This is a genomic window from Anaerocolumna sp. MB42-C2, assembly GCF_030913705.1.
GTDB lineage: Bacteria > Bacillota > Clostridia > Lachnospirales > Lachnospiraceae > Anaerocolumna.
In genome coordinates, this window is sequence record NZ_CP133190.1 from 978,206 (window position 1) to 990,803 (window position 12,598).

The window sequence follows — 12,598 nt, forward strand, 5'->3', positions numbered from 1 at the left end:
GTATAGTAATACATCTGCTTTATCACATTAATTAAAAAACAAATTTCATTCGGATATTTTGCGCATAATCACCGAAACTATCCCCAAATAAGTTTACTCCTCCAATATGCTTTGCATCTTCTTTAATACCGATTCGAACGGATATAAACGCATTTTCAGATAAATGATATTCTTTAATTGTTTTAGCACCCACTCTTTCCTCATCCAGATAAGTACCCTCATCCGTCAGTATCCAGGTTTTTAATATTCCATACTGAGTATTCTTATCCGGCCACCACTGTGGATTTAATTTTCCTCTTCTGCCGCCAAAGTCACTGGGACAATTCCAGGTACCGGCTTCTATACCATTAATCCAAACAGTAATATCGGAGGGAAAATTAAAATTATATTCATGATCTTCCGAACAGATTTCCATGGATAATTCCAATCGTTTCTCGGTTCGATTCGTAAGTATTTTATTTGGAAAACGGTATTCCAAATATCCTTTACCAAACCAGAGCAATTTTGCTTTAATTCGATCCGGGTTGTAAAAACATCTGGGTTCGTCTTCTTCATCAATATGTCCCTTTTCACTTACTATTCCACAGGTCGGCTCCACATAATAATCTACAAAGTTACCAATAGGCATATTAATAACCTCGGTTTCTTCTTCCAGCTCTGTTGTCAAATCAATGTTAAATGCTTTAGGCAGCTTCGTACAGACTTTCATGGAGCCCCTTACGGCAGGTTTCAGACTTGTTTTAATAAGTCCTGCCTCTTCCAAAACTTTAATGTGTGCTGCAGCGGAAGATTGTGGTAGTTCTAAGCGTTCGGCAATTTCATTAATATTTAAATCGTACTTGCATAAAAGCTTTAATATTTCAATTCTAACCTCTGTCGATAATGCTTTTGCCAACAAAACAAGCTGTTCCTTATCATCTAAATCCAACTGTATTGTTTTACCCAAATCTTATACTCCTTCTCTTAATTTATTTATAACAAAATTTTTGTTATAAATCATTTTTTCTGTTTTAATTGTATCATGATTATTTTCTCTTGAAAAGCTTTTTTGTTAAAATATAAAAAAGTTAATAATTTATTCAAATTTTGTTCAAAAACGACAAAAAACAAAACCTGGTTATATTAAGTTATTTACCTGTTTCTTACAGGATATAAACTTTAATTAACCAGATTTCATTTATTAATCTATTATACTTTTATTTAGTCAGGTATTATTTACTTAGATACTTTATCTGAAATCATTTTTTACCTAATCGTATCACATTCCAGGAAGCTTTCTTTAAATTTGCTGTTACTATACCGTTATCAAGTATGGTATCATTTACAGTTACCGGTGCAACTGCCTGCTTTACAGCTGAATTAGAGGCCAACAGATCATCACTTGTTAAGACAATATGTTCAATCAGTCCATATCCTTCAAAACTTCTGATATCACAGGTAAACTCAATGCTTTCTTCTATATCACGGTTTACAGCAAATATAGTAACTTCCTCTGCTTCTTCATTATATACGGCAACGGAATCCACATCATAAACATCTGTATATTCTCTGGTATCATGTTTTGTGGAATATAAAACAGGCTGGAGTGCAATTCCACGTCCGTATTTGGAGGCATGCAGATAGGGATAATATATTGTCTGTTTCCATGCCGGTCCGTCTGCCTGTGTCATAATCGGTGCGATTACATTAACAAGCTGCGCCAGACAAGCCATCTTTACTCTGTCGGCATGTTTCATGAAAGTAATTAACATAAGACCTACAACTAACGCATCTTCAAAATTATAAATATCCTCTAACAGCGCCGGTGCTTTTTGCCAGGGCTCCCTCTTCATGGTATTGTCATCTGCCTGATGAGAGTGATACCAAACATTCCACTCATCAAAGCTTAAGTTAATATCCTTTTTACCTCTCTTTTTGGCTTTCACATAATCGCAGGTAGAAATAACCGTTTTTATAAAGTGTTCCGTCTCCATGGATTTTGCCAGGAAATTCGGTGTATCACCGTCAGGATTGCCAAAATACTGATGTAATGATACATAATCAACATGTTCATAAGTATGCTCTAATGTGACAGCTTCCCATTCAGGAAAGGTTTTCATACCGGTACTGGAGCTGCCGCAGGATACCAGTTCAATGTCCGGATCAATTAATTTCATGGCTTTTGCTGTTTCATAGGCAATTCTTCCATACTCTGTCGGAGTTTTAGATCCCAGCTGCCAGGGTCCGTCCATTTCGTTTCCGAGACACCAGGTTTTTATATTATGAGGTTCTTGATAACCGTGTCTGATACGAAGATCGCTGTATTTTGTTCCAGCTTTGTGATTACAGTATTCTAACAGGTTGCAGGCATCACTGACCCCTCTGGTGCCGAGGTTTACAGCCATCATCATATCACTGCCGACAAGCTTGCTCCATTTTGCAAATTCGTTTAATCCAACCTCATTGGTCTCTAAGCTTCTCCAGGCAAGTTCCAGTCTCTTCGGCCTCTCTTCTGCTGGACCTACTCCATCTTCCCAATAATAATTGGATACAAAATTACCGCCGGGATAACGGATAATCGGTACATTCAATTCCTTAACCAGCTCCATAACATCTTTTCTGAAACCGTCCTTATCTGCACTTTTATGCCCCGGCTGGTAAATCCCTTCATAAACGGCCCTGCCCAGATGTTCTATAAAGGACCCGAACATTCTTTTATCAATCTCTGCAATCCTAAAATCTTTGTCAACTACCATTTTTGCATACTTTTTTGTCATTATGTAATCCTCCTGCCTTCTATCAATTCGCTTCTGAATTGATTATAGTATGTAAATTACTGTAACTATTCTAAGTTAAGTCACATTTAATTTATAGAAACCTCATGGTTCCTATTATACTATTTTCAGTTAATTACATCAATATATATTTTACTTTTTTATAAATTATTATATGTTTTTATCTTTTCATACTTGATCTCATGTCATTTTTTCCTTTAATTTACACTTCTTTCCTCTCTGTACAATATTTTTTAACAAATACTAAACTAATATATTTAGTATGCCTGTAAATATTTATTATCTCTTTCTGCCTGGCATAAGGTGAATTGCCATACCCTCTATATCTTCCATAACTTCTGTAATTGCTTCGTTATAAGTGGGATGAGGTCTGATAACGGAGGCCATTTCTTTCACAGTCAAACCATTTGCAATAGCAGCAGCTAATTCTCCTATCATATCCGTAGCTCTGGCACAGACAAGTTCTGCACCAAGAATTCTATCCGATTTCGAATCACTGATTACCTTAATATAACTTCGTTCATCCATTGATAATAGAGTTTTTGCATTTCCTGCCATTGGATATTTTCCTGTCTTAACCGTATATCCGTTTGCTTTCGCCGCTTCTTCATTAAGTCCTGCTACTGCTACCTCAGGTGACGTATAGATACAGGATGGAATCACATTAAGATTAATCGTCGGTGTAAGGTTACACATAATTTCAACAGCAGTAATACCCTGGGCAGCTGCAGCATGTGCTAACTGGGTCCCCCCCGTTACATCACCAATGGCATAGATGCCTTTAACGCTTGTTTCAAAATTCGCATCGACTTTAATTTTATCTCCATTCATTTCAAGACGAAATCCCGAATCAAACAAATTCTCGGTATTCGCTTTACGCCCAGCAGAAACCAGAATAACATCTGCTTTTACTGTATAAGTTTTACCGTTTTCTTCATATTCGCAGTTTAATCCCTCTTCCTTTGTTATTCGGATCACTTTAGATTTCGTATGAATTTTAATTCCTCTTTTTTTCATATTCATTGCAACACTTTGTGAAACCTCTTTATCCATGTTGTATAATATCCGGTCCATTACCTCAATAATCTCTACTTCACAACCTAATTCCTGATAAATCGTTGCAAATTCGATACCAATTACACCTCCGCCGACTATTAGCAATTTCTCAAACCTTTGACCTCTTTTCGCTAAAAGTTCATCACTGGTGATTACATTAAGATTATGAATTCCCTCTATTTCAGGAATAAATGGTTTTGAACCGGTGGCAATCAGTATTTTTTCCGCTTGTATTTCCCATACATCTGCATTTTCTGCTGTCTGGTGAGTATTCTCCGTTATCCGTATGGTATTTTGCTTCAGAATCGTTGCAGTTCCATTTATTACGGTAACTTTGTTTCCTTTCAGTAAAGCACCGATTCCATCCCGGATTTTATCTACTACTTCTTCTTTCCTGTCCTGCATCTTATCTATATCGTAATTTAACCCGGTCACATTGATTCCAAGTTTTTCATAACTCAAAGCTTCATAATACAGGTGGGAGGTATGCATCAGTGTTTTAGTAGGAATACAACCTCGGTTTAAACAGGTTCCCCCAACCTCCCTGTTCTCAATAACAACCGTTTTAAGTCCTGATTTGGCAGCTTTGATAGCAGCAGTATACCCGCCGGGACCGGCCCCGATTACTGCAAGATCATATTTTTCATTCATATTAATAACCAAACCTTTCTCTTAACCTGCAGACTTTAAGCCGCAGGTACCAATTTTACATCTGCAGAGGTCATTGTCTTTCACGAGACTATTTACCCTGCCATAATCAGAAGAACTATGTTAGTATAGTCTCCCTCTGACATTAAATTTGCTCTTCTTTTAATACACCGATTATATCCTCACGTATGATATCCGCGTTACTGTCAACTATCCGGATTTCTCTTAAACGTCTGATTAATGCTTCACCGGTAAATAAACAACTTTTGAATGCATCCGGTATCAGATTAATAAAATCGGTATCCATAGAATCGGAATAAGCCATACATTCTTTGATAATACCTGCTTCCACACGAAACTCGATTTCTATATTTCCCCATTCCAGTCTTCTTTCAATTAAATAATTAAATGGAATTTTCTTACCAAAACTCCAGTCCCAGGAGGAATACTTTTTACTTAACTCACCTATTTCCTTTTCATTAATCCGCTCTGCAGTCAAAGGTATCGGATGGCCTTCATATACCTCACCGATCGCCCGTATCAGTTCATTTTTCATCGTGTCTATAGTTAGTCCTTCTTTGTATTCAGACAGATTAATTACTCTGGAGCGGACTGATTCCACTCCTTTTGATACTAATTTGTCCCGTGATACATTAAGGTATTTAGATAAGTTATCCATATTTACATTAATTAGAATAGTACCATGATGATAGGAGTGGTTCCCAGCCGAATAAAAGGCATTGCCGGAAAATTTTCTTCCCTCTACCGTAATATCATTCCTTCCTGTTTTCTTAGCAGGTATGGCTAGATAATTTACAGCTTTTAAAATAACCTCTAACTGTTTATCCAGATTATAATTTTCTTTATGAACCAAAAAAGTAAAATTTAAATTACCTAAATCGTGAAATACCGCACCTCCCCCTGATAATCTTCGGACCAACTTACCGTCGTTTTCTTCCAGTTCTTTTAGCCGGCATTCTTTCCAGGGGTTTTGATTCTTACCGATGACTACCGTTTTCTCGTTTTGCCATAGGTAGAGAATACATTCATCCTGTTTAACATGATTCAATAAATATTCTTCCAGTGCCAGGTTATGGTATGGATTATATTCTTCATTAATGAAATAGCTTATATATTTAATCAAATGAAACCTCTTTCTTAAGATAAAACTCTAAAATCAGTGAAATAACTTTTATTTAACGGTAATTTTTATCCTATGTATGCTTAAGCGGGTAATAATTTACCTCATTACTATTCGCCGGTGGTAACATACATAGGATAAAATTTTAATAGAGTGCTGTTTTATTATTGCTGTTTTATTCTGCTATATATCATATAACATAAATCTTCTTGAAATATCTTCTGTCTTGCTTAAAATAGATATCTTAATACCGGATTTCTCGCAGCAGTGACTTCATCCGGCCTGCCTATGGGTGTTTTCTTTGGTGAATCCGTTAAAGATTCCGGTTTCATAAGAGCATCTTCGCGTACTTTTTTGAATACGGCAATTACCTGATCCAGAGTTTCTTTTGATTCAGTCTCTGTTGGCTCTAACATCAGGGCTTCATGGACAATAAGCGGAAAATACATCGTCGGTGGATGAATTCCGTAATCCAATAAGGTTTTAGCAACATCCAAAGCTGACACCTTCGTTTCTTTCTTCAGTTCCTCCAGACTCATGACAAATTCATGCATACACGGACCTGCAAAAGGCATATGAAACGTATCTTTTAACTGATTCATCATATAATTTGCATTTAATACTGCATTTTCTGAAGCCTCTTTTAATCCACCTCGACCTAAAGTCAGAATGTAGGTCAGCGCTTTTACAACTACCAAAAAGTTGCCATAAAATTCTTTCACTCTTCCAATGGATAAATCTCCGGCCGTTACCAGTTCATATTTATCACAACTTTCCTCACTCTCTCTGACACGGGGTGTCGGCAGGTATTTCTCTAAAATAGACTTACATCCTACGGGGCCGCCACCGGGACCTCCGCCTCCATGCGGGGTAGAGAAAGTTTTATGAAGATTTAGATGCACCACATCAAAGCCCATATCCCCGGGCCTTGCAATTCCCATAATCGGATTTAAATTAGCCCCGTCATAATAGCATAATCCGCCTGCATCGTGGATAATCTGTGTGATTTCTAGTATATTTTTATCAAACATTCCAACCGTATTGGGATTTGTCAGCATAAACCCGGCTGTGTGTTCACCTGCTGCTTTCTTAAGTTCCTCTAAATCTACATACCCATCCTTAGTAGAAGATATATTAATCACCGAAAATCCTGCCATAGCCGCACTGGCAGGATTTGTACCATGTGCTGAGTCGGGCACTATTATCTCGGTTCGACTATTATCTTTTCTGTTCTCATGATAAGCACGAATTAACTTAAGCCCTGTAAACTCACCATGGGCGCCTGCCGCAGGTTGAAAAGTCATATAATCCATACCGGTAATTTCGCAAAGATAGTTTTCCGTTAACTTCATTACTTTAAGGCACCCCTGAATCGTATTCTCCGGTTGAAGCGGATGTACATTAGAGAAACCCGGAAGTTTTGCAATCTCTTCATTGATTTTTGGATTATATTTCATCGTGCAGGAACCTAAAGGATAAAAACCGTTATTGATTCCATAGGTTCTTTTGGCAAGCTCCGTATAATGTCTGCTAATATCGGTTTCCGACATTTCCGGTAAATGAAGTTCCCTTCGCCGCAAATATCTGCTGTCAGTTTTTACGACAGGTACATCCGAGGGCGGCAGAATATCACATCCTCTATTGTCCACACTTTTTTCAAAGATCAATTCCATTATCTCTCCACCTCCTTTATAATTTGAATCATTTCATCCATCTCTGCTTTCGTGTTCATCTCGGTCGCGCACCAGAGTATATTCCCGACATTATTACCTTTTAGCGGATAACCGCCAAGAATACCATGTTGCTCAAGTCTGCTCATTAAATAGTTGGGATCTCCTTTGCAGGTTGTAACAAATTCGTTAAAATAATCTGCCTTGTAGACCAGGTTAAATCCCTCCACTTCGCATATCCGTTCAGCCAGATAATGAGCTTTGGACATACTAAGGACTGCTGCCTGTTCTAACCCTCTGCGTCCCATAGTGCTTAGATAGACTGATGCAGTCAGAGCGCATAACGCCTGGTTGGAACAGATATTGCTGGAGGCCTTTTCACGCCTGATATGCTGCTCCCTTGCCTGAAGCGTCAATACAAATGCTCTTCTGCCCTTAGCATCTTTCGTTTCACCGACTATCCTTCCCGGAAGTTTACGTTTCATATTCTCCGTAGCTGCCATAAAACCCAGATAAGGACCTCCGAAAGATAACGGCATACCAAGTGGCTGGCCCTCTCCCACTGCTATATCCGCACCATATTCTCCCGGAGTTTTTAGTATTCCCAGAGAGATTGGATTACAGCTCATAATAAATTTAGCGCCGCTTTTGTCTGCAATTTTCTTTACGGAATCAAGATCCTCCAGCTGCCCGTAATAATTCGGCTGCTGCATAAGAATACAGGCAGTATCTTCCCCTGCAGTCTTCTCTAATGCAATAATATCCGTATGCCCATCCAACTCCGGTGCCACAATAACTTCCATACCGGTGCCATGTAAATAGGTTTTTACTGTTTCCAAAATCTCCTTATTAACCGCAGCTGAAATAACAGCTTTATTTCTTTTCTTTTCCCTGCACATAATAGCAGCTTCCGCTGCAGCTGTCGCACCGTCATAAACCGAAGCATTGGAAGCATCCAATCCGGTAAGTTCACATATCATAGTTTGAAACTCAAATATAGCCTGCAGGGTTCCCTGACTGATTTCTGCCTGATAAGGAGTATAAGCTGTTACAAACTCTTCTTTAGAGGTTATTTGTTTAACAAGAGATGGAATATAATGGTTATAAGCTCCACAACCTCTGAAAATACTTCTGAATACCTTATTTTTTTCAGCTAATTCGGTCAATTCATTTCTTACTTCCAACTCGGATAAACCATCCGGAATATCTAAAGGTCTTTTCATTCTCACTTCTTCCGGTATGACGGAAAAGAGGTCTTCCACCTTTAAATATCCCATGGAAGCCAGCATTTCCTGCTGCTCTTTTATGGTATTTGGCACATAGGTCCCCATTTTATTCCTCCTCTTTGATGAAATTCTCATATTCATCTTCGGATAATAGTTCTACCTGTTCACTTACATTCTCAATCTCAATAAACCATGTCTCGTATGGTTCTGAATTAATTAATTCCGGCTGATCCAACAGTTCTTCATTCACAGCCTTTACCGTACCGGTAACCGGACTATATACATTAGAAACCGCTTTTACAGATTCCACATCGGCAAAACCCTCCTCTGCCGTTACCTCATCTCCTACTTCCGGCAGGTTTACAAAAACCAGGTCTCCTAATTCTTTCTGTGCATAATCGGTAAGCCCCACTCTTACAGTAGATTCTTCTAAAAATTGTACCCATTCATGAGTTTTGGTAAATAATAATGATTTCATAGTCATATCCTCCATAATTTATCAATTATATGTAATTTTAATTTTCAAAATTTACTTTGTATCTCAAATACTTATATATAATTTAATCTGATGTTAATAACGTGTTGAGAATAGATTCGTTTTACTTTTTATAAAAAGGCAGTTCCACAACTTCAGCCGTTATCCTTTTACCTCTTACTAAAACCTCCAATTGTGTTCCTAATGCAGTATAATTAAGATCTATTAAAGCCATTGCCACCGGACTTTTTAGGTATGGACTGTGTGTTCCTGAGGTCGTTATGCCAACTGCATTATCTTTAAAATATACCGGACATTTTTCTCTGGCTATACCTCTTCCGGTAATGGAGAGGCCTACGCGTTTACGTTTTATCTGACCTCTGCTCTCTAACCCGCTTTTACCTATAAAATCTTCTTTTTCCATCTTAACAGCAAATCCCAACCCTGTTTCAAGAGGTGAAATCGTATCATCCATTTCATGACCGTATAAAGGCATTGCAGCTTCCAGCCGTAAAGTATCTCTGGCCCCCAGACCACAAGGTATCAACCCCTCCTCTTTTCCAGCATGAAGCAACGCATTCCATAGATTTACGGCATCCTCCGGTTTACAATATAATTCGTAACCATCTTCTCCGGTATAGCCCGTTTTCGATAGAAGACAAGGTATGCCGGCTACGAGACCTTTTTCCACAAAACTGTAGTATTTCACAGGAATATCGTTACTACCTGCTAATTTTTGAAGTATCTCTTTTGACTTTGGCCCCTGCAAAGCAAGCTGAGCTACTTCATCGGATATATCATTAAATTCCACACTACCGGATAAATGTTCTTTAATCCATTCCACATCCTTAAAACGGTTTGAGGCATTAATGACCAGTAAATACTTTTCACTGTTTATTTTATAAACCAACAAATCATCTACGACTCCACCGGATTCATTACACATGGGACTGTATTTTACCTGCCCGTCATACATCTTGCTGCAGTCATTCGTCACCAGTCTCTGCACATTCCATAATGCTTCCTTTCCTGTCAATATTACTTCACCCATATGGGAAACATCAAATAAGCCTGCCTTATTCCTTACTGCCATATGCTCAGCGATAACTCCGGTTTCATATTGAACCGGTAACAGGTAACCAGCAAAGGGTACTACTTTTCCTTTCCATTGTAGGTGACAATCGTAAAGCGGTGTCTTTAATTCCATAACGTCCTCCTTCTTTTTTCTTCACGGAATCATCGTGAATAAATAAAAACAGCAATTATTCAGACGTCTTTTATGTAACGCAAGCCTAATAATGCACCGGGTTTTAAATGTTGCCCAACGCCCTTGTATGCAGGACTTTTATTACATAGGGAAGTTCGGAGAACTTTCCAATGTAATAAAAAAAGACGTACTGAATAATCAATACGCCTCTGTTGATTTACCTGAAAGATTCCCCCATATTGTTACATGAAGTTGCTTCGTCGGTGCTATATCGCTTTCCAGAGTATCGTCCAGAGTTGGTCCTTTTGCCTGAGAGTTATTGCGAATCACCTTCGGCGCTGTAAAATATTTCATATACTTACAGTCTCTCCCAACTCTTTCAACCGATTTTTATATAATTTTAATATTTTCTACATTTAAAGTCAATATTTTTTAGTAAAAATCATTATTAAATTATTCTATAGCGCCATAACCCCAATCAGGATTAGGATATAACACTCCACTATCTCTGGCTGCAGTGCTTGTAATAATGTAACGCACTATAGCACTGTCCATATTCGGAAAATATCCGCCTACTATCCCCCATTCCAATAATCCGGCAGCTATCCCTGCTGCATGAGCGGAAGCTATACTGGTACCTGAAAAAGGAAGAAAAGTTCCCATAACAGTAGGCGCCAAAACATTAACTCCTGGAGCTGCTATATCCGGTTTCGGTATATTTAATGAGTTAAAACCTTTACTGGCATATGGAGCCAAGGTTCTGTCGATTGGATTGTAGGCCGTGGTGGTTATGGTATTATAACCATTACCCGGCTGACAAATTGTAGTATACGGGTTTGAATTATAGAAATAAGTTTCATTGGAAATAAAATTACGAATGGGAAGCCAGATATGGAACCGGTTAATTAAATCTTTCATTCCGTTTATCTGAAACTTCCATGTTCCCTCCATAGCATTTTTAAAACGGAATAAAATTAATTGTTCTTCAGAGTATGCCTCACTGATAACGTTATCAACATAAATCGTAGTTGTGCCAAATGTTATGGTAAAATTGCTTTGTCCAATAAAAGTATCAGTAATATTATAAACAAAGTCACCGGTTGGTGCATATATTTCCATGGTAATGATATTGGGTTGATAACCCCATATTTCCATAGAAAAATTTTTATCCGATACGCCAACATTTAATTCGACCACATCATAATATTCGGGCGGTGATATTTCACCATAATAATGATGCTGTTGATTGCCCTCATTCCCTGCGGCAATAATAATTGCAATGCCGGGAAGATTACCAATCTCTGCAAGATAATTACTCATAATATCTTCCCCTTTATGGGACCCTTGAGAGGAACCAACTCCTAAACAGATGGCAATAGGCCTCTGTAACCTGTTTGCCATCGTCAGTAAATAACTGATTCCCATCATGACATCATTTTCCTGATAACAAATAGCATCTTCCGGGATACCAAAGTACTCTTTTAAAATAGCTTTGGCGGGTTTCAGCTTCACAATAATTAATTCAGCATTTATTGCCACCCCTGAAAAATTACTCTCTTCATTATAAAACCCGGCTGCTATACCCGCCATAGCAGTTCCCTCGCCGATTGTATCAGTGCTGGGTACTATTTCCAAAGGATTTTCTGAATTTAAAGCTTCATTAATTTGTTCTTTTGTATATTCCGTTCCATAAAAATAGTCATTTGGATACTTGTCGTCACTGTCTATAGACTGATCCCAAATGGACAATATTTTTGTAGTATTATCCGGGTACCGGAATATCGGATTTGTATAAACAATTCCTGTATCTACAAATCCGATCAATACTCCTTTCCCTGAGATATTTTCCTCCGGTAACCTGTGGACTGTATATCCGCTTTGCGACTCATACGGAAAAAAAGTCATTAATCCATAACATTTTGGAATAGCAACATAACCAAACCGATTCATACTTTTTTCTGTCAGTTCACTGACAGGAATATGCAGTACGGCATATTTATCATTAACTAGATTATAAGATATGTCAGGAATATTTTCTAAATAATCCATACTTCTTTTATATTCAACTAATAAATCCGCATAGTCATTACTAAAGATTTTAAACTTTTCATTGACGTTCATGATTTACCAATATGATTTATTTCTTATTGTAATTTATGTATATATTAAGCAAATGTTACCTGTATCATAAGGTGAACTGATATTTTTATTACATTTATTAATTGGTATTGTTTCGTATTATTTAATTATTCATTTTCAGCTACTATTAATAAAGTCCTTAATTTTCATGCGGAAAAAAGTGTCAGTGTGCTGACACTTTTGCACCCGAGCCAACCCTGTAGCAATATCTTTCCTTGTAAATAAGCATAGAGTCATTGTTACTGTTTACTCCCAATGTTAT

General features: G+C 37.7%; 9 protein-coding genes and 2 riboswitches. All 9 genes read right to left on the reverse strand.

What is annotated here, in order from left to right; genetic code table 11:
• Positions 1 to 31: 31 nt before the first annotated feature.
• The 9 genes from RBU59_RS04365 to RBU59_RS04405 all read right to left on the reverse strand — a co-directional run bounded on the left by RBU59_RS04365 (position 32) and on the right by RBU59_RS04405 (position 12,318).
• A complete protein-coding gene (locus RBU59_RS04365; RefSeq protein WP_308146656.1) occupies positions 32 to 946 on the reverse strand; it encodes an ArsR/SmtB family transcription factor in 915 nt (304 codons plus the stop codon).
• 292 nt (positions 947 to 1,238) lie between these two features.
• Complete coding sequence (gene arfA, locus RBU59_RS04370) at positions 1,239 to 2,756, reverse strand: arabinosylfuranosidase ArfA (RefSeq protein WP_308146657.1); 1,518 nt, start codon at positions 2,754 to 2,756, stop codon at positions 1,239 to 1,241.
• Positions 2,757 to 3,053: 297 nt separating this feature from the next.
• Entirely contained in the window at positions 3,054 to 4,493 is a 1,440-nt protein-coding gene (lpdA, locus tag RBU59_RS04375) for a dihydrolipoyl dehydrogenase (RefSeq protein ID WP_308146658.1), read from the reverse strand.
• 130 nt (positions 4,494 to 4,623) lie between these two features.
• A complete protein-coding gene (locus RBU59_RS04380; RefSeq protein WP_308146659.1) occupies positions 4,624 to 5,622 on the reverse strand; it encodes a lipoate--protein ligase in 999 nt (332 codons plus the stop codon).
• A gap of 227 nt (positions 5,623 to 5,849) precedes the next feature.
• Positions 5,850 to 7,292, reverse strand: coding sequence for an aminomethyl-transferring glycine dehydrogenase subunit GcvPB (gene gcvPB / locus RBU59_RS04385; RefSeq protein ID WP_308146660.1), 1,443 nt, complete (start codon positions 7,290 to 7,292; stop codon positions 5,850 to 5,852).
• Complete coding sequence (gene gcvPA, locus RBU59_RS04390) at positions 7,292 to 8,620, reverse strand: aminomethyl-transferring glycine dehydrogenase subunit GcvPA (protein WP_308146661.1); 1,329 nt, start codon at positions 8,618 to 8,620, stop codon at positions 7,292 to 7,294. Before gcvPA ends, gcvPB begins: the two co-directional genes overlap by 1 nt.
• Before the next feature lies 1 nt (position 8,621).
• On the reverse strand, positions 8,622 to 8,999 hold the full coding sequence (gcvH, locus tag RBU59_RS04395) for a glycine cleavage system protein GcvH (protein WP_308146662.1): 378 nt from the start codon (positions 8,997 to 8,999) through the stop codon (positions 8,622 to 8,624).
• A gap of 115 nt (positions 9,000 to 9,114) precedes the next feature.
• A complete protein-coding gene (gene gcvT / locus RBU59_RS04400) occupies positions 9,115 to 10,197 on the reverse strand; it encodes a glycine cleavage system aminomethyltransferase GcvT (protein ID WP_308146663.1) in 1,083 nt (360 codons plus the stop codon).
• 207 nt (positions 10,198 to 10,404) lie between these two features.
• Positions 10,405 to 10,481: riboswitch (glycine riboswitch) on the reverse strand.
• A gap of 3 nt (positions 10,482 to 10,484) precedes the next feature.
• Positions 10,485 to 10,580, reverse strand: a riboswitch (glycine riboswitch).
• A 70-nt stretch (positions 10,581 to 10,650) separates the two neighbouring features.
• Complete coding sequence (locus tag RBU59_RS04405) at positions 10,651 to 12,318, reverse strand: S8 family peptidase (RefSeq protein ID WP_308146664.1); 1,668 nt, start codon at positions 12,316 to 12,318, stop codon at positions 10,651 to 10,653.
• Positions 12,319 to 12,598: the final 280 nt, after the last annotated feature.

Coding starts and splice junctions, on each gene's coding strand:
- arfA (WP_308146657.1), bottom strand. CDS start 2,756: ATGACAAAAAAGTATGCAAAAATGGTAGTTGACAAAGATTTTAGGATT.
- gcvPB (WP_308146660.1), bottom strand. CDS start 7,292: ATGGAATTGATCTTTGAAAAAAGTGTGGACAATAGAGGATGTGATATT.
- gcvPA (WP_308146661.1), bottom strand. CDS start 8,620: ATGGGGACCTATGTGCCAAATACCATAAAAGAGCAGCAGGAAATGCTG.
- gcvH (WP_308146662.1), bottom strand. CDS start 8,999: ATGACTATGAAATCATTATTATTTACCAAAACTCATGAATGGGTACAA.
- gcvT (WP_308146663.1), bottom strand. CDS start 10,197: ATGGAATTAAAGACACCGCTTTACGATTGTCACCTACAATGGAAAGGA.
- RBU59_RS04405 (WP_308146664.1), bottom strand. CDS start 12,318: ATGAACGTCAATGAAAAGTTTAAAATCTTTAGTAATGACTATGCGGAT.